The 22,598-nt window shown below is 65.9% G+C and carries 15 protein-coding genes and 4 pseudogenes; 14 read left to right on the forward strand and 5 right to left on the reverse strand.

Features of this window, described 5'->3' with window-relative positions:
• Positions 1–16 precede the first annotated feature (16 nt).
• From LH20_RS04095 to LH20_RS04125, 7 genes are read left to right on the forward strand one after another with little or no spacing between them, the layout of a single operon-like run.
• Positions 17–1,369: an amidohydrolase family protein gene (locus LH20_RS04095; protein ID WP_235527111.1), complete on the forward strand. Its 1,353-nt coding sequence runs from the start codon at positions 17–19 to the stop codon at positions 1,367–1,369.
• The gene (locus LH20_RS04100; RefSeq protein WP_053553119.1) at positions 1,366–2,628 is read left to right on the forward strand and encodes an amidohydrolase family protein; all 1,263 of its coding nucleotides are present in this window, start codon (positions 1,366–1,368) and stop codon (positions 2,626–2,628) included. The genes LH20_RS04095 and LH20_RS04100 overlap by 4 nt, the downstream gene beginning before the upstream one ends.
• A complete protein-coding gene (gene proC / locus LH20_RS04105; protein ID WP_053553120.1) occupies positions 2,628–3,398 on the forward strand; it encodes a pyrroline-5-carboxylate reductase in 771 nt (256 codons plus the stop codon). The genes LH20_RS04100 and proC overlap by 1 nt, the downstream gene beginning before the upstream one ends.
• A gap of 14 nt (positions 3,399–3,412) precedes the next feature.
• A complete protein-coding gene (locus LH20_RS04110) occupies positions 3,413–4,699 on the forward strand; it encodes an MFS transporter (RefSeq protein ID WP_053553121.1) in 1,287 nt (428 codons plus the stop codon).
• A gap of 25 nt (positions 4,700–4,724) precedes the next feature.
• Positions 4,725–5,774, forward strand: coding sequence for a hypothetical protein (locus LH20_RS04115; RefSeq protein ID WP_053553122.1), 1,050 nt, complete (start codon positions 4,725–4,727; stop codon positions 5,772–5,774).
• A gap of 25 nt (positions 5,775–5,799) precedes the next feature.
• Positions 5,800–9,009: an amidohydrolase family protein gene (locus LH20_RS04120; protein WP_053556083.1), complete on the forward strand. Its 3,210-nt coding sequence runs from the start codon at positions 5,800–5,802 to the stop codon at positions 9,007–9,009.
• Positions 8,985–9,959, forward strand: a complete 975-nt coding sequence (locus LH20_RS04125; RefSeq protein WP_053553123.1) for an alpha/beta hydrolase fold domain-containing protein — start codon at positions 8,985–8,987, stop codon at positions 9,957–9,959. Before LH20_RS04120 ends, LH20_RS04125 begins: the two co-directional genes overlap by 25 nt.
• Here the strand turns inward: LH20_RS04125 and LH20_RS04130 are convergent, their stop codons facing one another.
• On the reverse strand, positions 9,960–11,147 hold the full coding sequence (locus LH20_RS04130; protein WP_053553124.1) for a CaiB/BaiF CoA transferase family protein: 1,188 nt from the start codon (positions 11,145–11,147) through the stop codon (positions 9,960–9,962).
• Positions 11,148–11,438: 291 nt separating this feature from the next.
• Here LH20_RS04130 and LH20_RS04135 point away from each other — a divergent pair, with 291 nt between their 5' ends.
• The gene (locus LH20_RS04135) at positions 11,439–12,236 is read left to right on the forward strand and encodes a TonB-dependent siderophore receptor (RefSeq protein WP_158501096.1); all 798 of its coding nucleotides are present in this window, start codon (positions 11,439–11,441) and stop codon (positions 12,234–12,236) included.
• A gap of 52 nt (positions 12,237–12,288) precedes the next feature.
• Positions 12,289–13,307: pseudogene (locus LH20_RS22720) on the forward strand (IS3 family transposase); the annotation flags it as partial.
• A 209-nt stretch (positions 13,308–13,516) separates the two neighbouring features.
• Here the strand turns inward: LH20_RS22720 and LH20_RS04150 are convergent.
• A pseudogene (locus tag LH20_RS04150) lies at positions 13,517–14,813 on the reverse strand (IS110 family transposase).
• Positions 14,814–14,966: 153 nt separating this feature from the next.
• Here LH20_RS04150 and LH20_RS04155 point away from each other — a divergent pair.
• Positions 14,967–15,317: pseudogene (locus LH20_RS04155) on the forward strand (integrase core domain-containing protein); the annotation flags it as partial.
• 323 nt (positions 15,318–15,640) lie between these two features.
• On the opposite strand, the gene LH20_RS04165 reads toward LH20_RS04155, so the two are convergent.
• Both LH20_RS04165 and LH20_RS23690 read right to left on the reverse strand, forming a co-directional pair.
• Positions 15,641–16,672, reverse strand: a complete 1,032-nt coding sequence (locus tag LH20_RS04165) for an IS110 family transposase (RefSeq protein ID WP_053553130.1) — start codon at positions 16,670–16,672, stop codon at positions 15,641–15,643.
• A 13-nt stretch (positions 16,673–16,685) separates the two neighbouring features.
• Complete coding sequence (locus LH20_RS23690) at positions 16,686–17,018, reverse strand: IS110 family transposase (RefSeq protein WP_200905432.1); 333 nt, start codon at positions 17,016–17,018, stop codon at positions 16,686–16,688.
• Between the two features lie 357 nt (positions 17,019–17,375).
• Between LH20_RS23690 and LH20_RS23230 the strand changes: the two are divergent.
• A pseudogene (locus tag LH20_RS23230) lies at positions 17,376–17,507 on the forward strand (trehalase family glycosidase); the annotation flags it as partial.
• 509 nt (positions 17,508–18,016) lie between these two features.
• On the forward strand, positions 18,017–19,108 hold the full coding sequence (locus tag LH20_RS04175; protein WP_053553131.1) for a hypothetical protein: 1,092 nt from the start codon (positions 18,017–18,019) through the stop codon (positions 19,106–19,108).
• Here the strand turns inward: LH20_RS04175 and LH20_RS04180 are convergent.
• On the reverse strand, positions 19,097–20,014 hold the full coding sequence (locus LH20_RS04180; protein WP_053553132.1) for a LysR family transcriptional regulator: 918 nt from the start codon (positions 20,012–20,014) through the stop codon (positions 19,097–19,099). The genes LH20_RS04175 and LH20_RS04180 overlap by 12 nt on opposite strands.
• Positions 20,015–20,136: 122 nt before the next feature.
• On the opposite strand from LH20_RS04180, the gene LH20_RS04185 reads away from it, so the two are divergent.
• Together LH20_RS04185 and LH20_RS04190 are read left to right on the forward strand one after the other, a co-directional pair.
• Positions 20,137–21,333: a CaiB/BaiF CoA transferase family protein gene (locus LH20_RS04185; RefSeq protein WP_053553133.1), complete on the forward strand. Its 1,197-nt coding sequence runs from the start codon at positions 20,137–20,139 to the stop codon at positions 21,331–21,333.
• Complete coding sequence (locus LH20_RS04190) at positions 21,330–22,595, forward strand: serine hydrolase domain-containing protein (RefSeq protein ID WP_053553134.1); 1,266 nt, start codon at positions 21,330–21,332, stop codon at positions 22,593–22,595. Before LH20_RS04185 ends, LH20_RS04190 begins: the two co-directional genes overlap by 4 nt.
• Positions 22,596–22,598: the final 3 nt, after the last annotated feature.

Genomic DNA, 22,598 nt, shown 5'->3' on the forward strand with positions numbered 1-22,598 from the left:
CCTAGCGGCCGTTCTGATGGCCGCGTTTGTGCTTGCCGCGCCGGCGAGCGCGCAGCGGGCGGCGCCGTTACCGTGGCAGGAAGACCCGTTTCCGAGCCGCTATCAGGCGCCGCCGCCCGACGACATGCTGCTACGCGGCGCGACGATCCTCGACGGCGCGGGCGGGCGGATCGACGGCGGCGACGTGCTGATTCGCGGCGGAAAGATCGCCGCGGTCGGCAAGGGGCTCGCCAATCCGGGGGTGCGGGAGGTCGACGCCGCCGGTCGCTGGGTCACGCCGGGGGTGATCGACGTCCACAGCCACGACGGCACCTTCGTCCTGCCGCTGACCTCGATCGACCGCGAGGCGTCCGACGTGTCGGAGGTCGCGTCGCCGAACAGCGCCGACACCTGGATCGAGACCGCGGTCAACGCACAGGACATGGCGTTCGACCGCGCGCTGTCGAATGGGGTGACGACGATCCAGATCCTGCCCGGATCGACGCCGATCTTCGCCGGCCATTCGGTGGTGGTGAAGCCGGTTCGCGCGCCGACCGTCTGGGGCATGAAGGCGGCCGGCGGCGTCCAGGGCTTCAAGATGGCTTGCGGCGAGAACCCCAAGAGCTGGGGCGCCGACGACGACAATGAGGGGCCGACGAGCCGACAGGGCGTCGTCAGCTATATGCGGCAGCAGTTCCTGAACGCCCGGCGCTACAAGCGCGCGGTCGAGCAGGCGCGCGCCGGTGCGGGGGCCATGCCGCCGCGCGACCTGAAGCTGGAGGCGCTGGCGGGAATCCTCTCCGGCGATATCCGCGTCAACGTCCATTGCTATCGCGCGGGCGACATCGCGGCGGTGCTGACCATCGCCAGGGAATTCGGCTTTCGCGTCGGCGCCATCCATCATGCGACCGAGGCGTACAAGATTCCCGGCTTGCTGCGCGAGGCGGGGACGTGCGCGGCGGTCTGGGCCGACTGGTGGGGATTCAAGCTGGAGGCCCAGGACGCCGTTCGCGCGGAAGCGCCGCTGCTCGAAAGGGCGGGCGTCTGCGTGATGATGCATTCGGACTCGCCGGCCGACGGCCAGCGGCTCAATATCGCCGCGGCGAAGGCGGCGGCGGCGGGACGGCGGATCGGCATCAACACGCCGCCCGAGACGATGATCAAATGGACGACGAGCAACCCGGCGAAGCTGCTGGGGCTGGACAAGCGCATCGGGACGATCGCGCCGGGATATCAGGCCGATGTCGTGCTGTGGTCGGGCGATCCGTTCAGCGTCTACAGCCGCGCCGACCTCGTGCTGATCGACGGCACGGTGGTGTGGGATCGCGCGCACCCCCACAGCGAACCGGTTTCCGACTTCGAGCTGGGACGCGGGGGAGTGGAGCCATGAAGATGTTCGTGAGCGCGATCGCGCTGGCCATCGCCGCGCCGGCGTCGGCGCAGTCGCTGGCGATCGTCCACGCCGAGGCCTGGACGATGGAGGGCGATACGCCCGTTCACGATGCGACGATCCTCGTCGATGACAGCCGGATTCTGTCGGTGAAGGCGGGCGGCGCGGTGCCGGCCGGGGTCCGGACCATCGACGCGCAGGGGAAGCCGGTGACGCCGGGCCTCGTCAACGGCGCGACGCAGATCGGTCTGGTCGAGATTTCGGGTTCCAACGACACCGTCGACACCACCTCGCGCGACGAGCGCAATCCGGGCGACGATGTCAGCCGCGCGCTCAACGGCAATTCGACGCTGGTCAGCCTGGCACGGGCCGACGGTATCACCCGCGCGCTCGTCTATCCCTCGCCCTCGCGCCACGCGCCCTTCAGCGGCGAACCGGCCTTTGCCCGGCTGCGCGACGGGGTCGATATCCTCGATGTCGCGAATGTCGGCGTCTATGCGGTGATCGGCGGCGGAGCGTGGGAGCGGCTGGGCTCGCGCGCCGTGCAATGGTCGGCATTGCGCAATGCGCTCGAAGAGGCGCGCCGGGGCATGGACGACGGCGATGCCGGGAGAAAGGGCAAGAAGGGCCATGGCGACGGCCCGCCGGGCGGCGGGAGGCGCGCGGGCGCCGAGCTGATCCGCGGCGTGCTCGCGGGCGAGGTTCCGCTTGCCATCCAGACGCACCGTGAATCGGATATCCGGCAGGCGGTGGCGCTGGCCGAGGATTTCGGCATCCGGGTGATCGTCGTCGGCGGGGCGCAGGCGTGGCGCGCCGCCGATGCGCTCGCGAAGGCGAAAGTGGCGGTGGTGCTCGATCCGCTCGTCAACCTGCCCTTCAATTTCGACCAGCTCGGCGCGCGGCAGGACAATGCGGCGCTGTTGGTCAAGGCGGGGGTGCGCGTCGCGGTCGGTCAGGCCGGAGGCGCGATCCACGCCAATTACAATGCCGGCATGGGGCTGCGCGAAGGCGCGGGAATCGCGGTCGCGAACGGGCTGCCCTATATCGAAGCGCTGCGCGCGGTGACCGTCAACCCGCTCGCCATCTGGGGGCGCGGCGGCGGCGCATTGACGCCGGGCGCCGATGCCGACCTCGTCGTCTGGGACGGCGATCCGCTCGAGCCCTCGACCAATGCGGTCAGCGTGATCGTCGAGGGGCGCGAAGCCTCGACCCGCTCGCGGCAGGACCTGCTGGCCGAGCGCTACAAGGACGCACGCTGATGCGGGTGCTGCTGATCGGCTGCGGGCGGATGGGAAGCGCGATGGCGCGCGGCTGGCGCGGTTCGGGGCCGGTGCTCGTCTTCGATCCGATGGTCGACGCGGTGCCGGAAGGGACCGAGCGGGTCGAGGCGCCGCGCGCGGTCGCCGGCGGCGCGGATCTGGCGGTGGTGCTTGCGGTGAAGCCGCAGGTGTTCGGATCGCTCGGCGACGCGCTGCGTCCGCTGGCCGATCGCGGCGCGCTCTTCCTTTCGATCATGGCGGGCATCACGCTGGCGGGGCTCGGCGCCGCGCTCGGCGGCAGCGGCCGCATCGTGCGCGCGATGCCCAACACGCCGGCGGCGATCGGCAGGGGGATCACGGCGGCGGTGGCGGGATCGGATGTCGCCGACGCGGATCGCGCTGCGGTCGACCGGCTGCTCGCCCCGACCGGCGAGTTGGTATGGATCGACGATGAAGGTCAGATCGATACGGTGACCGCGCTATCGGGCAGCGGTCCGGCCTATTTCTTCCGCTTCGCCGAGGCGCTTGCCGCGGCGGGCGCGGCCGAGGGGCTGCCGCCCGCGCTGGCGATGCGGCTTGCGCGTGCGACCTTTACCGGCGCGGCGGCGCTCGCCGAGGCCGATACCGCGCCGCTCGCCGAGCTGCGGCGGCAAGTGACGAGCCCCGGCGGGACGACCGCGGCGGGCCTCGCCGAGATCGACCCTGTCGACGATCTTGCGCGTGCGGTCGTGGCGGCAGCGGCGGCGCGCTCGCGCGCGCTGGCGGGCTGAAGATCGTGACACGGATGGCGGAGATGGGCGCGGCGCCGCTCGTGCTCGATCGCAAGGCGCGGGCGCGCGCGGCGATCGCCGGGTCGGCGGGCAATCTGATCGAATGGTATGATTTCTACGCCTATGCCTATACCGCCCTCTATTTTGCCTCGGCCTTCTTTCCGAGCGGCGACCGTACCGCGCAGCTCCTCAACGTTGCCGCCATCTATGCCGCGGGTTTCCTAATCCGACCGCTCGGCGGCTGGTATTTCGGCCGCTACGCCGACCGCCACGGGCGGCGCGCGGCGATGGTCGCCTCGGTGATCCTTATGGGCGCGGGGTCGCTGCTCGTCGCGGTGCTGCCGACCTATGCGACGATCGGCGCCGCGGCCCCGGCGCTGCTGCTGGTCGCGCGGCTGATGCAGGGTTTTTCGACCGGTGGCCAATATGGCGCGGCGGCGACCTATCTCAGCGAGATCGCCGAGCCGGGTCGGCGCGGATTCTATGCCTCCTTCCAGTTCGTGACGCTGATCGGCGGGCAATTGTTCGCGCTGCTCGTCATTTTCGGTCTGCAGGCGGCGATGAGCGAGGCGGCGATCCGCGAGTGGGGCTGGCGGCTGCCCTTCCTGCTCGGTGCTGCGCTGGCGGGCGCCTTCCTGCTCTGCCGCGAGTTGATGCACGAAACCGCCGAGCCGGCGGGCGACGGCGAGGAGGCGGGGTCGCTGAAGGTGCTGGCGCGCCACCCGCGCGCTATGCTGACCGTGATGGCGCTGAGCGCCGCGGGCGCGGTGACGCTCTACAGCTTCACCACCTATATGCAGAAATATCTGGTCAACACCGCGGGCATGGACGTGGCGACGGCCAGCCGGGCGATGCTGATCGCCACCTTTGCCTTCCTGCTGCTGCAGCCGCTGCTTGGGACGCTGTCGGACCGGATCGGGCGGCGGACCAACCTGCTGATCTTCAGCGGCGGGATGACGCTGTTCGCGGTGCCTTTGTTCGGCGCGCTGGCGCGGGTGCAGACGATGCTCGCGGCAGTGCTGCTGGTCTTCGCGGCACTGGCGATCCTCAGCTTCTACACCTCGGTGTCGGGGCTGTTCAAAGCCGAGCTGTTTCCGGCGCGGGTGCGTGCGCTCGGCGTCGGGCTCGGCCATGCGGTCGCCTCGGCGATCTTCGGCGGCACCGCCGAATATGTCGCGCTGCTGCTGAAGCAATGGGGGCATGAAGGCCTCTTCGGCTGGTATGTTTCGGCGATCTGCGCGGTCGCCTTTCTGGTTGCGTTCACGATGCGCGAGCCCCGCGCGCACGGTCATCTCACCTGAACCCACGAACAGCGGAGTTTTCCCGATGAAAATGATCAGCCTCCTTGCCGCGACCGTCCTTTTCGGCACTGGCGCGGCCGCGGCGCAGGACGGCACGCCCGATCTTCCCTATGTGAAGACCGCGAGCGTCACGCTGTCCAGCACCGACACCGGCTGGGACTATGTGAAGTTCGAGCCGGGCAGCGCGCGGCTGTTCATGGCACGCCTCAACGACGGGCTGACGCTGTTCGACGTCGACAAGGGCGCGGCGGTGGCGACGGTGCCCGATTCGATCGGCGCCAACGGGCCGGTGCTGCTGCCGCAATTCGGTCGCGGCTATGTCGCGATGGACGATGGGTCGCTGCTGATCTTCGACCTTCGGACGCTGAAGACGATTGCGCGCACCAAGCTCGCCGACGACGGCGGGCTCAACAGCGGTTCGTTCGACCCGGCGACGGGGCGGCTCCACATGATCACCGGCACGCGGCCGGCCGAGGCGACCTGGTTCACGCTCGACGCCGCGAGCGGCAGGCTGCTCTCCACGACCCGCTTTCCGTTCCGCAAGATGGACGATCCCGCCGCCGACGGCAAAGGTCATCTCTATGCCCCCGCGCGGCTCGACGGGGTGGTGCTGAAGCTCGATTCGCGCACGCTGAAGGAAGAAGCGCGCTGGGACGTCGGCTGCAATGTGTCGAAGATGAAATATCTGGCGAAAACAGGCCGGTTGCTCGGCGCCTGCGTCGGTGACAAACGCTCGGTCTTTCTGCTCGACCCCGCGACCGGCACCGTCGGCGCGCGCGTCGCGATCGGCAAGGGGATCGACGCGCTTGCCATCGACGCGGCGCGCGGCCGCATCGTCACCAGCAACCATGAGGGGACGATGACCGTGATCGGGTGGGACGGCGCGAGCGCGCTGCGGCACGTCGCGACCATCCGCACCTCGCCGGGCGCGCGGATGATGGATATCGATCATCGCACCGGGCGCCTGTATCTGGTCAACGCGGACGCAACCGAGTTTCCGGGCAAGGATGGCGGGGACGCGGTCACCCGCTATCATCCCGACAGCTTCCGCGTCGAAACATGGCAGCCGAATTGAAGCCTGCGGCCGAAGGGGGATGGAGATGAAGCCGAGATTTGGCGGCCTGCTGGCGCTGGCGCTGACCCTGCTCGCGGCGCCCGCTGCGGCGCAGGACGAACTGCCGCTCGAACCGGCGCGGACGCTCGATTTCACCGTGTCGAGCGGGACCTTCACCTCGCTCGCCGTTTCGCCAGACGGCCGGACGATCCTGTTCGACATGCTGGGGGAGATTTACGCGGTGCCGGCGACCGGCGGCCGCGCCGTGCCGATCGCGACCGGGATCGCCTTCGAGGTGCAGCCGGTCTTTTCACCCGACGGAAAATGGATCGCCTATGTCAGCGACCGGTCGGGCGGCGACAATGTGTGGATCGCGCGCGCCGACGGCAGCGACGCGCGGCGGATCACCGACGAGGATGAGGGCGCGGTGCGCACCTCGCCCGAATGGAGCGCCGACGGCAAGTCGGTCTATGTCAGCCGCTACCGCATCCGGCTCAACCGTTACGAGCTGTGGCGGCATCCGGTCGACGGCGGGCCGGGCGAACTGGTCGCCCCGGCCCGCGCCGCCGCCGACGCGCCGCGCGCGGCGTGGCAGAGCACGCTCGGCGCCGCCGCATCGCGCGACGGGCGCTGGCTCTATTATGCGCGCCACGTCGGCGATCTGTCGTTCGATGCGCCCGTCGCCTGGACGATCGTGCGCCGCGACCTTGCGACCGGCGCCGAAGAGACGGTGATCGGCAGTTCGGGCGGGCGCGGATCGGAATCGGAAACCTTTTTCCGGCCCGCCATCTCGCCCGACGGCCGGACGCTCGCCTATGCGACGCGGCATCTGGCCGAAACGCGGCTGCGCGTGCGCGACCTGGCCACCGGGGTCGATCGCGACCTGGGCCCGGCGCCGCTCGACCTGATGAACGGTGCCGCGTGGCTCGACTTGATCCCGCGCTACAGCTTCACCCCCGACGGCAAGGCGATCCTGATCGCCTGGCGCGGACGGATCGAGCGGCGCCCGCTCGACGGCGCGCCGGTGATTCCGATACCCTTCACGGCGCGGCTACAACTCGCGGTCGGGCCGAGCACGCGCGTCGCGATCGAGGAACCGCGCGGACCGGTACGCGCGAAGCTGCTTCAGGGCACCGCCGCGTCGCCCGATGGCGCGCGCGTCGCCTATGCCGCGCTCGGCAGCCTTTATGTGCAGGGCGTGGACGGCAGCGCGGCGCGGCGGTTGCCGATCGCCGGCGACCCGCCCTCGCTGCCCGGCTGGAGCCCCGACGGCACGCGCCTCGTCTATGTGACGTGGAGTGAGCGGGGCGGCGGAGCGGTCTGGACGATCGCCGCCGACGGTGCGGCGCCGCCGGTGAAGATCAGTGACATCCCGGCCTTCTACAGCCATGCCGTGTTCACGCCCGACGGCGCGCGGATTCTGGCGGTACGCTCCCCGGCGGCGGCGCGACAGCATTCGAGCTTCGAGTTTGGGACGGTGCGCGACGCCGACCTCGTCGCCTTTCCCGCCGCGGGAGGCGCCGCACGCATCGTCACCAGCGGCACGCTGGGGCAACGGCCGCATTTCGTCGCGGGCGAGCCCGGCACCGCCTATCTGATGAGCGATACGGGGCTGGTCGCGGTCGACCTGGCCAGCGGCGACCGGCGGCCGGTCGCGACGGTCAAGGCGCAGGGTTATTATTTCACCGAAAAGCCGGTGCCGGTCGACGACCTGCGGCTGAGCCCCGACGGTCGCTGGATCGCCGCGCAGACGAGCGAGCAGCTTTACCTGCTGCCGCGCCCCGCCGACCCGGCGGCCGTGGTCGACCTGACCGCGCCCGGCAATCCGGCGCGCCGTGTCACCGACATGGGGGCCGATTTCTTCGACTGGCGCGCCGACGGCAGCCTGGTCTGGACCGTCGGCAATTACCTCCAGACGCTGCCCCACATGGCGGCGCCCGTGCCGGCGGACCATGTCGAGCTGGTCGCCGAACTGCCGCGCGCGGTGCCACAGGGCCGGTTGCTGCTGCGCGGCGGGCGGGCCCTGACCATGGCGGGCGGCGACCGGATCATCGCCGATGCCGATATCCTGATCGAGGGCGACCGCATCGCCGCGATCGGCCCGCGCGGCAGCTTCGCGGTGCCCGCGGGCACGCCGGTGCGCGACCTCGGCGGCCGCACCGTGATGCCGGGCTTCATCGACGATCACGACCATATCGGCAGCATCCGGCGCAACGTCATCGGCTATGAGGATTGGGGGCTGCGCGCGCGGCTGGCGTTCGGCGTCACGACGGCCTTCGACCCCTCGACGCTCGGCATCGACCAGATCGCCTATCAGGATTTGATCGACGCGGGACTGATGGTCGGGCCGCGCTTGCGTTCGACGGGGCCGGCGCTCTTTTCGAAGGAGCGCTTCACCTCGCTCGACCAGGTGCGCGCGGTGCTGCGCCGCTATCGCGACGCCTGGGGGCTTCGCAACATCAAACAGTATCGCGGTGAAAGCCGGCGGGTGCGGCAGTGGATCGCGATCGCCGCGCGCGAGCTGGGGCTGCTGCCGACCAACGAAGGCAGCCACAATCCCAAGCTGATCCTGACCCAGACGCTCGACGGCTATGCCGGCAACGAACATGCGCTGCCGACCGCGCCGTTCGGGGAGGATGTGCTGACGCTGTGGCGCCTGATGCGTACCAGCTATGTGTCGACCCTGCTCGTCAACACCAGCGGGCCGACGGGCGCCGACTATTTCATCGCGACGCGCGATCCGGCGCGCGATGCCAAGGTGCGGCGTTTCTGGCCGCCGACGACGATCGCGCAGAAGCTCGCGCACCGCGAATGGGGGTCGCTCGACGCCTCGCGCCTGCCGGCGCTCGCCGCCGATGCCGGCGCGATTGCGGCGAACGGCGGGCTGCTTGGCATGGGATCGCACGGCGACGATCCGGGGATCGGCTATCATTACGAGCTGGAGGCGCATGTGATGGGCGGCATGGCACCGATGGCGGTGCTGCACGCGGCGACCGCCGGCGCGGCGGAAACGATCGGGCGGCTGAGCGACATGGGGACGCTCGAGCCGGGCAAATATGCCGACCTGATCGTCTTCGACCGCGATCCGCTGGCCGATATCCGCAACACATGGTCGCTGTCGCTGGTGATGCGCGGCGGCCATCTGTTCGATGCCGACACGCTCGATGAGCTGTGGCCCGAGGCGCGGGGGCTGCCGCCGCCCTGGTTCGCGGGCGGCGAGCCGCGGGCGCAATGGCTGCCGACGGTGGGCGAGTGACTCCGGCGCTCGACCCCGAAATCGCGCTGTTCCTGGCCGAGATGAGAGCCGGCTGGGCGGCGCATCCGCCCTTCGCCGACCTCGACTTTCCGGGACAGCGCGCGGTGTGCGAGCAGGTGCGGGCGCGCTGGGCGGCGGGCGGGCCGGCGATGGCGGCGAGCGACGAGCTGCGCTTCGATCCCGGCGCGGGCGAGCTGCGGCTTCGCATTTATCGCCCGGTGGGCGCGGCGGCGCCTGCGCCGGCGCTCGTTTATCTTCACGGCGGCGGCTTCACCCTCTTTTCGATCGACACACACGACCGGCTGATGCGCGAAGTTGCGGCGGCGGGCGGCTTCGCCGTGATCGGCGTCGATTATCCGCTATCGCCCGAGCATAAATATCCGGTCGCGCTCGACCGTATCGGGGCGCTGATGCGCTGGCTTTCCGTGCATGGCGCCGGGTGGGGGATCGACCCGGCGCGGCTGGCGATCGGCGGCGACTCGGCGGGCGCCAACCTGTCCTTCGCGACCGCCTTGCGGCTGCGCGACCGGGGGGAGGGGGGCGTCGTCCGCGCCATCCTGTCCAACTATGGCTATTTCACGCCGGAGGTTTCGGATCGCGCCGAGGCGCGCTTCGGCGGGCCGGGGTCGATCATGGACCGCGCCGAGGCGCAGGCCTATTATGACAATTATCTCACCCACCGGGAGCGCGAGCGGTCCGATCCGTTCGCCTGTCCGATCCATGCCGATCTGACCGGCCTGCCGCCGGTCCTGCTCGTCGTTCCCGAATGCGACCTGCTCGCCGAACAGTCGCTGGCGATGGAAGCGCGGCTCGAAGCGGCGGGCGTCGCGACGACGACGAACATCTATCCCGGCGCGACCCACAGCTTCCTCGAGGCGATGTCGATCGCGCAGGTGGCGCGCGACGCGATCCGCGACGGCGCGGCGTTCGTTGCCGACCGGCTCGGCTGATCAGGCCGCGATAACGCCTGCACCGACCAGCGCGTCGATCTCGCCCTCCGCCATGCCGCTTTCGCGCAGCAACGCGCGGCTGTCGGCGCCCAGCGCGCGCGGCGGCGTGTCGGGGCGGGGGGCGATGCCGTCGAACAGCACCGGTTGGGGCAGCGCGCGAACGATGCCTTCGGGATAGTCGGCGGGAACGTCGAAGAAGCCGATCTCTTCCAGATGCGGATCGCCCAGCATGTCGGCGAGGCCCGGAACCTTGGAACAGGGGATGTCGCGGGCCGACAGCGCTGCGATCCACGCCCCCGTCGTCCGTTCGGCCAGGCTGGCCGCGACGAGCGCGTAGAGGGTGTCGATATGGGCGGCGCGCTCGCGCGGGTCGTCGAACCAGGGTTCGCGCGCGACGTCGGCGCGGCCGATCTCGTCCAGAAAGGCGCGCCACTGGCGCTCGGTATAGGGCAGCACTGCGATCCAGCCGTCGGCGGTGCGAAAAGGGCGGCGGTCGGGCGACAGGATGCGCGGATAGCCGACCGCGCCGTCGGCGGCGAAGGTCGCGCCGGCGAGATGCTCGTTGAGCAGGAAGGCGGCCAGCGCCTCGAACATCGGCACCTCGACCTTGATCGGTCCCTCGCGCCCGCCGGCCCGCGCGACGAGTGCGGCGAGGATGGCATAGACGGCGTGGAGCGCGGCGACCTTGTCGGCGAGGATGGTGGGGACGAAGCGCGGATCGCCGCCGGCCGCGGCGCCCAGCCCGGCGATGCCGCTCGCCGCCTGGATGATGTCGTCGAAGGCGGGCCGGTCGCGGTAGCGGCCGCGCTGGCCGAAGCCGATCGCGGCGCAATGGACGATGCGCGGGTTGATTTCGGCGACCGCCTCGAAGCCGAGCCCGAGCCGTTCGGCGGCATCGACGCGCATATTGTGGAACAGGACGTCGGCGCCTGCGATCAGCCGGGCGAGGGCGGCGCGGCCCTCGGGCCGCTTGAGGTCGATGGCGAGCATCCGCTTGTTGCGATTATTGTTGACGAACAACGCGCCCCCCGCCTCGCCGCGCGGATGGGCGTGGCGCGCGATGTCGCCTTCCAGCGGCTCGACCTTGACGACATCGGCGCCGAGGTCGGCGAGGAGTTGGCCCGCATAGGGGCCGAGCACGACGGCGCCGATCTCTATGATCCGGATTCCATTGAGCAGCGGCAGCATCATCCTCTCCTTCGGATTTTTGTTTCCATATCGAGACGATATTGTCCACTCAGAGATATATATGAAAGGGTTTCAGACGGGGGTGATGTGTCGGCGCGGTGGGCATCCACGCGCCGCGAGCCGCAGGAACCCGCGGGTAATTGCACTTCCGGCAGGCAAATTCACCCATCAAAGTTCGCAATTACCCAAATCGGGGCGAGCGCTGGCGTGCAGTCCAACTACACTCGCTGTCCAAGAGGAGAGAACAGACGATTCAGGGTCGGGACCAACGGGATGGAGGAAGGGGGCGTTATGACTAGTGTCTGTCAAATTCGTGCAGCGAGGCGGCACGGATCGATCGGAGTATCGTTGCTGGCATTTGCGTGCGCCGCATCCGCTCATGCGCAGACGGCCGATGCGGACAATCACTCGGATATCGTGGTCACCGCGACTGCGACGACGGCGACCAAGACCGACACCCCCATCCTGCGCATTCCGCAGGCCATCGAGGTCGTGTCGTCCGAGGACATACAGGACCGGGGCGCGCAGAACATTCGCGAAGCGCTGAACTACACGGCGGGCGTTTACAATGGAGGCGACGATTCACGCGGCGATTTCAACTATATCCGCGGGTTCGAATCGGTGTTGTATGTCGATGGCCTGAAGCGCAATTACGGCTTCGTCTATATGCCGCGCCCCGAAATCGCGACGCTGGAGCGTGTCGAGGTGCTCGTCGGCCCGGCATCGGTGCTTTATGGCGCCGGCAGCTCGGGCGGCCTGACCAACATGCAGAGCAAGCGCCCGCAGCTCGATTTCGGCGGCAGCGCCAGCGTGAGCTATGGGACGTTCGACCGCAAGGAAGCGGTCGTCGACGTCACCGGCCCGCTCGGCGATACGCTGGCGGCGCGTTTCGTCGGCGTGGTGCGCGATTCGGACTCGCGCATGGACTTCACGCGCAACGATCGCGTCGTCGCGCAGGGCGCGCTGACCTGGCGGCCCACCGACCGCACCGACATCACCGCGATCGGCATCTATCAGCAGGACCATAACCCGCCGAACTACAACGTCATACCGCTCTGTCCGCCGTCAGCACCAATGGCACAGATTTGAGGTTGTGATTTAAGGAGGATTTGGGCTTCGTCGTAGTGACGAAGGAACGAAGATGAAGCCCAAATCCTCCTATTCAAAATCGCCGTCGAAGGCCCCTGCGGAGCAGGTGGTGAAGGATATCCGGCGGCAGACCCGGCGGCACTTCTCTTCCGAGGACAAGATCCGCATCGTGCTTGAAGGCCTTCGCGGCGAGGACAGCATTGCCGAGCTGTGCCGCAAGGAAGGCATCGCGCAAAGCCTGTACTACACCTGGTCGAAGGAGTTCATGGAAGCGGGCAAGCGCCGCCTGGCGGGCGACACTGCCCGTGCCGCGACCACCGGCGAGGTGCAGGATCTGCGCCGCGAAGCGCGTGCCCTGAAGGAATGCGTGGCCGACCTGACACTCGAAAACCGTCTGCTGAAAAAAAGCATGATCGCGGATGGGGGCGACGACGAATGAGGTATCCCGCATCCGAAAAGCTCGAGATCATCCGGATCGTCGAGCAGTCGCACCTGCCCGCCAAACGCACGCTGGACAAGCTCGGCATCGCCTGCCGGACGTTCTACCGTTGGTATGACCGTTATCTTGGGGGCGGGCCGGAAGCGTTACAGGATCGGCCATCGGCGCCGAGCCGCGTGTGGAACCGCATCGGTGACGACATCCAGAACCAGATCATCGAAATGGCGCTGGAAGCCGACGCGACCAATCTCAGCCCCCGCGAACTGGCGGTGCGCTTCACCGACGAGAAGCGCTACTTCGTATCGGAATCCACGGTTTACCGCCTGCTCAAGGCGCACGATCTGATCACCAGTCCGGCCTATGTCGTGATAAAGGCCGCCGATCAGTTCCACACCAAGACTACCCGCCCGAACGAGATGTGGCAGACCGACTTCACCTACTTCAAGATCATCGGGTGGGGCTGGATGTACCTCTCGACCGTGCTCGACGACTTCTCGCGCTATATCATTGCCTGGAAGTTGTGCACCAACATGCGTGCCGAGGATGTAACCGAAACGCTGGACCTCGCCTTGGCGGCTTCCGGCTGTGACAGCGCCACGGTGCTGCACAAGCCCCGGCTGCTCAGCGATAACGTCCTATGTTGGGAAGCAGCGGCGGGAACAGGCCAGCAGATCTCGTTGCGCCGAGTGTGATCGGCGCTGGCAATTTTATGATCCAGATGGCTTCCATCGTCAAGGAAGGCGCTCTCGGCCATAGCAAACACAGGATCCATCGATCGTCGGGATCGTGGTCCTCACCGTCCTTAAGATGAGATACGCATGCCAGATGGAAGGCCCGAACATTATCTACAGGGTCGCCGTAGCGCCCTCACGGCACAGCAGAGAGGGGTCCTTCCATCTGGTGTCCGCCCGTTCGACGAACGGGCGGTACTCGGTTCCCGTCTTGATGACGGCGTGCACGACGCGCGCCATCTTGGCGGTGAGAGCGGTCATCGCCTTGCGGCGGCGATCGGGATCGCCGGCATGGCCGTCGACATAGCGGGAGAGCTTGTCGCGGAAGCTGTTGTTGGGTTGTCGGATCGCGACCTGCGTGGCCATCCAGAAGGTGCGTCGCAGCCGGGCGTTGCCGTACTTCGATAGCTTCGTCCGCCCCCGAAATATCCCTGACTGGTAGGTGGCGAGGTCGAGACCGCAAAACTTGAGGAACTGGCGATGGTGGCTGAAGCGGCGTAGATCGCCGGCTTCGGCCAAGATCGTCAGGGCATTGATCGGACCGATGCCGGGGATCATGCGCAGGAGCTGATAATCGCTGTTCGTCGCCAGCGCGTCATGGGCAATCCGCTCGATCTCGTTACGCTGCTGAATCAGGGTGCGCGCCTGGGCGATGACCATACGGAACATGGCGACCGCCGTGGAATCTTCGTCGATCGGCAGCGCGATCGATGCACAGGCGGTCTCGTAGATATCGTTGACCACCCGGGCCTTGGAGACCTTGCGACCGATCAGCGGCCAAGCCTGTTCGGTGAACGCCTCGCGCCCGATCGAGGTGATGCTGCCCGGCGTTGGGAAGCGTTCGATCAACGCCAGGAACCAGTCGGACCGGCTGTTGCCGGCGAAACGCTCGATCTCCGGAAAATACAGTGGCAGATAATGCGTGAGGATCCGATGCCAGGTCTGGGTCTTCGCCTTCGATATGGCTTCATGCGTCTTCGACATCTCCTGCAGATCGTTGATCCCTGCGGCCAGCGGATCGACATAGCGTTGGGTCGCGCCGATCTTTAGCATGTGCAGGATCACCTGCGCGTCCTTGGAATCATTCTTGTCCCAGCCATTGTGTAACGCTTCGCGCGTCCGGGCCAAGGCGACCGATGAAATCAGGCGCAGCTCGAATCCCGCGGACAGCAATCGATGCGCCAGCGTGCGGTGATAATTACCGGTCGCTTCGAATCCGACGACCACGGGTCTGCCGGTGGCGGTCAGATCGTCGGCCAGGCGATCATAGTCCGCCTTCGTCGCCATTACGGTCATGCGGCGCCGGCGGCCTCCCTCCGGTCGTTCGAGAAGAACTTCCTGGCGGTGCTTCGACATATCGATGGCTACCAGCACGGCGTCGGGTGGCGTAGAATGCAGCTTGGTCATGATCGGTCAGCCTCCAAAGGGTTGTGTCGACAACTTCTCTTTAGAGACCTGCTGGCCGGTCATGACTGCCTTGATGAAGCCGGCGGGCGCTACGCGCCCTTGTCTCCATCAAGGCATTGCGGCCCTTCGAAAGGCTGCTTCCCAATGTGCTACGGCCCCAGCTACATCGCCGGCGAACTGGCCGAATATATCGAGGCCAACAAAATGAGCCATGTCCGCGGCGCTCCCATGCACCCGCAAACCCAGGGCAAGATCGAGCGCTGGCACCAGACCCTGAAAAACCGCATCCTGCTGGAGAACTACTTCCTGCCCGGCGACCTCGAAGCCCAGATCGAGGCCTTCGTCGAACATTACAATCACCAGCGCTATCACGAGAGCCTAAATAACGTGACGCCCGCCGACGCCTACTTCGGCAGGGCCCCGGCCATCATCGAACGACGAGAAAGGATCAAGCGACAGACCATCGAATATCGGCGCTTGCAGCACCGCAAGCTCGCCGCCTAACATCAACCCCCAGACGAGGCCCGCACTCCGCTAATCTACGCCGCGAGTTGTGCCGAATGTTCTTCTGTGGACGCCCCGACGAACGCAAGCGGTAATTTGGGTATGATTGCGCGTAGATCGGATGCTGCCATCTGTCCGGCCTCGTAGTGCAGCGACATTAGCTGCGGGCCCGTATGGGAGTTCGCGGATCGGATCCAGATCAGACGAGCGTGCTCAAGGCACAAGAACATTTCCTGGTTTTCCGACCCCGTCTTGCCGACTGTTGCGCCATACCCTCCTTCGACCGCTTGTCGTCCTCCGACGACCTCTGATGGCTGCCTGGCTTATGCCGCTGCCGCCACCGGAGCCCTGTAATCCTCGTTCTTCATGAGCAGCGCCCAGACGATGCGCGCCGTCTTGTTCGCCTGTGCGACTGTGACCAACATGCGCGGTTTGCGCGCCAGCATCCCGGCGAGCCATGATCCTTCGGGCGCCCCGCGCCTGCTCGCATGCAGGATCACCGAACTGCTGCCGATGATCAGCAATCGCCGCAGCGTACGTTCGCCCATCTTGGATGTTCGACCCAGCTTCGTCTTTCCACCCGTTGATTTCTGCAGAGGTGTGAGCCCAAGCCAGGCAGCAAAGTCACGACCACGTTTGAACGTTTGTGCTGCTGGTGCCAATGCCGCGATCGCAGTCGCCGCAATCGGTCCGATGCCTGGAATGGTCATCAGTCGGCGCGCAACTTCATCTTCACGGGCGCGCCGAGTAATTTCCTTGTCGAGGTCAGCGATCTGATCATCGAGTTTCTCGAGCAGGTCGAGCATAATCCGGAACATCTCCCGCGCCGCATCCGGCAGTGATGCCCCGCCCTCGTCATCAATCAGCTCGCCAAGCACTGTCACCCAGGAAGGCCCTTTCGGAGCCACCCACCCGTATTCTGTCATGTGCCCGCGGATCGCGTTGATAGTTTGCGTACGCTGACGAACCAGCAGATCCCGTGTGCGGAATACCAGCGCTGAGGCCTGCTGCTCCTCACTCTTCACCGCTACAAACCGCATGCTTGGCCGCTGCACTGCCTCGCAGATCGCCTCGGCATCGGCTGCATCGTTCTTCTGGCGCTTTACGAAAGGCTTCACATAGGCCGGTGGGATCAGCCTCACTTCGTGGCCCATGCGTATCAACTCGCGGGCCCAATGATGTGCCCCGCCGCAGGCCTCCAGCGCCACAAGGCACTTTGGCTGTCCAGCGAAAAACTCCAGCACCTTTCCGCGTGCAATCCGTCGGCTAAAAACCTGGTGGCCCCCAGCATCCGCGCCGTGAGCCTGAAAGACATTCTTTGCGATATCCAACCCGATCGTGATAACCTCTGCCATGGACGCCTCCTTCTCATAGGTGTTCTGCAACACCTACCTTGGCACATAGATGCCGTCGGGGGGCGTCCACCCCATCAGACGACGAACACTTGGCGCCAGCGAGCGTGAAGCGATCGCGGAAGCGATCCATCTGTTTGGGGTTGATCGCGTGCACGGGGAAACCGCGCTCGAGCAGCGTCTCGACGACGGGCCCGTGCGGTACCTCAATCGCAACCAGCACGTGGTTGGCATCCGCCGCGTCACTCGTGGCGATTAGCCAGGTCGCCATCTCGGCAAGACCTTCGCCGCCATGTGGAAAGATCCGCTCGCCGATCTTTCGTCCGTCACCGTCGGTGACGGACGACATGATGGCTCGCCGACGCCCAGTCGACGCCAGCAAAGCAAAGTGCTTGATCTTTCATGGCATGTCCTTCTCCTCGCAACTACGCACGAGCCACCGCGATCATCGTCGATCCCTGTACTGGCGCTCGGATCATGTCGTGCAGGTCCGGCGCGGACTTCCCACGGGGCGTGGATCGCGGCCAATCCGTCGGGGCACGCGTCCCCCCCCCTGGTGGTCGCGCCACAAGGGGGCATTTGGTCGCTCCCAACGAATCGGCTCGGTCCAGGAAAGATACGCCCTTCAGGCCGTCGCCCGCAGCTCGAACTCCGTTTCGCTACGCTCCACTTCGTGCGAGCTGCGGCGTACGTTCCAAGACCGTCCGCGAACGGTACAGGGGAGTATCCGCTCCAGGACGGATTTGGCTGGACCAACGGCGTCACCCGGGCCCTCCTCGAGGATTATCCTGGTCTCCTATCCTCCACGGGCTTCGCTTCCGGAGCGGCGGCCAATTGACCAGGGTTCAACGTTCGCGTCCGCCTTGCTTCGCGGTTCGGACCGCCTCTTCCGCTAGGGACGCGAAGACAGCTCATCTGCCCTCGGCCAAAGGGCTGATCCTGACATTCTTGCGTGACCTTATTCCACCAATCTCCTTTACGACACCGATGCGGATATCCGATACCTCGCAAATGGTGGCGAAGGCTTCGTTGGAAGAGGGCTCAAATCTGTTGAACTATTACCCCCGGCAATCATCCAAGAAGATTTGGCGCAAGGGAACTCGGCCGAAGTTGATGGAGCAGGCGCTCCGTTGCGCTAGGATCTTATTCCTTTATCGTGAGGTGATCACCAAATCACAAAATGATTTAAAAATCCCGATGATCGGTTAGCGAATAATTGGATCTAATGGCTATCTTTGCGGGCTCCAAAGTTATCTGCATCCGGATGATTCGGCGATCCGGTTTGGTCTGCGATATTTCTGTTGCTATTGAACTTTTGACCAAGTAGCTCCCGCTTCTGGGGGGCTTATGACAAACATCGAATATGACGACGCAGAAGAACTGAATAGGGGTGCGAAGTTTCGGAGGTGGTGGAAGGACAAGCTTTCTGCGAAAATCGGTTCCGCTGCTCAGAATGCGGAATCGCGTTATCTTGGCCTTCTTCGGCTATCGAGTCTGCTCATCGCGACCATATTGCTTGCTGGGGCCTCGATCTTTTCCCTCACCGGAGTTGTGAAACAGTTAGGCTCAAGTGACATTGAGCCTGAACTGGCCCAAGTTGACGCAAGCGACCTCATTGCGCCCACTGCGCATGCGGGAGACGACAGTGAGACGGAAAACCCAAAGTCTCAAGGCGCGCCCGGCCCGCTGTGGAAAAGCCGGCTGAACGCTGAGCAGCAGCGACGCTTCTTTACAATCTACAAATCCAAGTTCGAGCCATCGCGGCGGAAAGAGGATCCGGTGCTGACTCGCGAGAGCTTCTTCGAGCAGGTTTTTCCCGACGACCAGATCGATGAGCTTCGCGCTCTACCACTCGATAAATTGTCCGGAGCTGACGGAAAGCCTATCGGCGCGTTTCCGGCGCTGGCCGACGAGCTGGCCCAGGCGATCGAGCAGGCCGCCCAGTCATCCGCGTTGAAACGTCAACTTAGCGCCTACAAGCGGGCGACAAAGATCCAGGTCTGCGAAACCAAGATGGTGTCGCAGAGCCGGCAAATCAGCGCATGGGACAGCGGATCGACGAACTGCGCCTATTGGTACGAATATCCTTATGGTTGCCCTGTGACGCGTACGGTTCAGGAATCGGTCCCAACCCGGGCATGCGAAATGCGGGTGCCAGAAACGTTAAAGCGGCCCGTCGCGCTCTATAGCGAACTTGTGCGCCGCTATGGCGAAAGTGCGGCCGCGGGGGTGGAACGCCAAGCGATTGCGGCTGAGGAGCGCCGGGCAGAAATTCTCGCCCGAAAGGCCGAAGGCAAGGGCGCGCTCTTGTCTGGTGGTCAGTGGTTCTTGGCATTCATGGCCGTGATGTTCCTCTATCTTGTCGTGGCCATCGAGCGTCACCAGCGCCGCTTGGCCGTGCGAATCGAGGAAAAGCTCAAAGCCGCGTCACTCGATTGAAATGCGCTGCTGGGCCACGTGGGCGCGCAGCAAAACGGCGAAGGCGTCGGCGGCAGGTGATAGTGTCTGCGGGCGACGCGACAGAAGGGAAAGTCGCCGTTCCATGACCGGCGCGACGAGCGGTAAGACGCGCACCCCCCGTGCTTCGCCCGGAGCAAGTGCTGTAGTGGGGAGCACCGCGACTCCGAGGCCGGCCCGCGCATAGGCGATTGCCGTAGGCATCTGCTGCGATTCCAGAACGATATGCAGCGAGATGTCCGCGCGGCGCGCCCCTTCCTCCATCACGCGGCGAACCGTGGTGCCGTGACCCATCGCGATAATGTCATGACCTTCAAGCTCGGCCCAGCGGATCTGACTGGCCGAAGGATCGAAAAGCGCATCCGGACCGACCGCTGCCAGCTGATCGGTGAGGAGGCGCTCGGCGCACAGTTCGTCACTTGCCTCCGCATAGCCGATCCCAAGGTCGACCTGTCCCGACAAGAGCTGCTCCAGCAGCGGGTCGCCGAGTACGTCGACGATCGACACGGCGATCCCGGGATGATGGTCGCGAAACGCACGAAGCGTCGCTGGAAGGAGGATGCGGCTGACGGAGGGCAGGGCGGCGATACGCAATTTACCGCGACGCAGCTGCGCATAATCGCGTGCGTCCCCGATCGCGCCGTCGACGTCGGCGAGGATGCGCTCCGAGGCGCCGAGGAACTCGCGCCCGATCGACGTGAGGTCAACGGCGCGCGTCGTGCGATGAATGAGCTTCACGCCGAGGTCCTCCTCAAGCTGCGCGATCAGTGCGCTCAGCGCCGGCTGCGACAGCCCGATGGCTTCGGCGGCGCGGGTGAACCGGCCATGGTGCGCAACCGCGCGAAAGGCCCGCAAATGCTTGAGATTGATTCGCTTGCTTCCGACCATCACGCACCGTCTTAGATCGCACAACTGATCAGAATTACAAATAAATTCTTCGGAAGCTGTTATTTCTCTGATGGCGACGCGCTTGCTAGCCTTTGAAAAAATGACGTGAAAAGGATGTTTGGGTGCTCGATCTCCTGCGCGGTCTGCGAATTCTCGATCTGACGACCGTCGTTCTCGGACCCTATGCAACCCAGATGCTGGGTGACCTCGGCGCCGAAGTGTTGAAGGTCGAGCCCCCAACGGGCGATGTGTTCCGGGCGGTCCGCCCGGGACGGAGCGACGCCATGGGAGCGGGCTTTCTCGGCTGCAACCGCAACAAGAAATCGATCGCGCTGGACCTCGGCGACACCGCGGGGCGCGAGGCTTTCCTGCGCCTTGTCGAGACCGCGGACGTCGTCGTCCATAATATGCGGCCTAAATCGGCGCAAAAGCTCGGCATCGATTTTGAGGTCTGCCGTGCGCGTAATCCCGCGATCCTCTATTGCTATGCAAGTGGCTTCGGCCAGCAAGGACCCTATGCCGACGAACCGGCCTATGACGACACGATCCAGGCGGTGTCGGGGCTCGCGCATCTCAACGCGGATAGCGACGGAACGCCGCGCTTCTTGCGCACGATCATCGCCGACAAGGTCGGCGGTCTCCATCTCGTCATCGCGGTCCTCGCCGCGGTCGCGGCGCGTCAGCGCGATGGCGCGGCGCGCTGCATCGAGGCGCCGATGTTCGAAAGCCTCGTATCTTTTCTGATGGTCGAGCAGCTTGCCGGAATGAGTTTCGAACCGCCGCTCGGGGGAACCGGCTACGAACGGCTGAACTCCCCATACCGCAAGCCCTTCGCCACACGCGACGGCTTCATCAGTATCCTTCCATACACGGCGACGCATTGGGCACGCTTTCTCGAGCTGGTCGGGCATGACGAACTTGCGGGCGACCGGCGGGTTACCGATTCGGTCGAACGCAGCCGCAACATTGACATGCTCTATGAAATCATCGAGGCGCAGGCGCCGAAGCGGACGACCGACGAATGGATGACCCTTCTGCGGGCACGCGACGTGCCGTGCGCACGCGTCAACCGGCTCGGAGACCTGTTTGAAAACGAGCATCTGAAGGAGGTCGGAATGTTCAGACCGCTCGAGCACCCGACCGAGGGCCGCACGCTGTCGGTGCGCACGCCCTTTCGCGACATCGGGCGCACCAGTTCACCGGACCGGGCGGCGCCGTCGCTCGGCGCCGATACGTGCAGCATCCTTGAGGAGGCTGGGTTCGATCGCGCGGAGATCGCTGCCCTGATTGCCTCTGGTGCTGCGAGGGCCGCGACGTGATCAGACGCGCGGCCGCCACCTTCGCACTTATGATGCTTGCGGCGGGCGCATTGGTGCCGGCAGCTGCCCGCGACGAGGTTGCGCCGGTGCGCGAGCAGCTTCGGGCCGAGCTTGCAAATGCCGCCGCTCGCGGGCGTATCCCTGGCGCGATCGCGATCATCGCAAAGGGGACGGAAAGACTGGTCGACGTCACCGTCGGCCACAGCGATATCGCCGCCAAAAAGCCGCTCGGTCACGATGCGATTTTCCGGCTCTATTCGATGTCGAAGCCGATCACCAGCGTCGCAATTTTGATGCTCGCCGAACGCGGCAAGCTGCGTCTTGAGGATCCGGTCGCGCACTATCTTCCCGAGTGGCGCGACATGCGGGTCTATGTCTCGGGCGAGCTCGATGACATGGTGACCGAGCCGGTACGCCGCCCGGTGACGATCGCCGATCTTCTCACACATAGCGGAGGGCTTACCTATCATTTCACCGGCGACACGCCGGTGCATCAATATTATCGCAAATATGGCGTGATGCGCGATACGCCGGTGGGCCGGATGTCCGGCGACGGCGCCCCTGCGCGGACGCTTCGCGAGCTCGTCGCGCGGCTCTCCCGCGCCCCGATGCTCCACCAGCCGGGCGAGACCTTCGCCTACAGCTATTCAACGACCGTACTCGGTGCCGTGATCGAACGAGTAAGCGGCCAGAGGCTCGACCGCTTTTTGAAGGCCGAGCTGTTTTTGCCCCTCGGCATGACGGATACCGGCTTTTATGTCGCAGAGGCCGATCTGGACCGCTTCACGCCGCTCTATCGCGAAAGCGCCGACGGGCTCCAGGTCGCCGAAACGCCCGAATCGTCCGACTACCGCGACCCGGCGCGCCTGCTCGACGGGGGCGGTGCGATCGCGGGCTCCGCGGATGACTATCTCCGATTTGCGCAGATGCTTGCGAACGATGGAACGCTGGGAGGGGTGCAGATCCTGTCGAAAGCGAGTGTCGATGCCATGTTCACGCCGCGGATCGCGCTGGCCGGGTTCGGCCCCGAACACGCGCCGTTCGGCTATGGCGTCCTGCTCGGCGATGCTGAATCCGAGGCGCGCGGCGGACTACCCGCCGGCGCGGGCGGCTGGGCGGGGTCGGGCAACACCTGGTTTTTCGTCGACCGCAAGCGTCGCAGCGTCGCGCTTGTGATGACGCATTTTCTCGGCAACGGGGAAGGGCAAGCGGCGATCCGAAACGCTCTTACGAGCGCCTATTCGCAGCTGGTTCGTCCCTGAGCC

The sequence above is a fragment of the Sphingopyxis sp. 113P3 genome, from assembly GCF_001278035.1.
GTDB lineage: Bacteria > Pseudomonadota > Alphaproteobacteria > Sphingomonadales > Sphingomonadaceae > Sphingopyxis.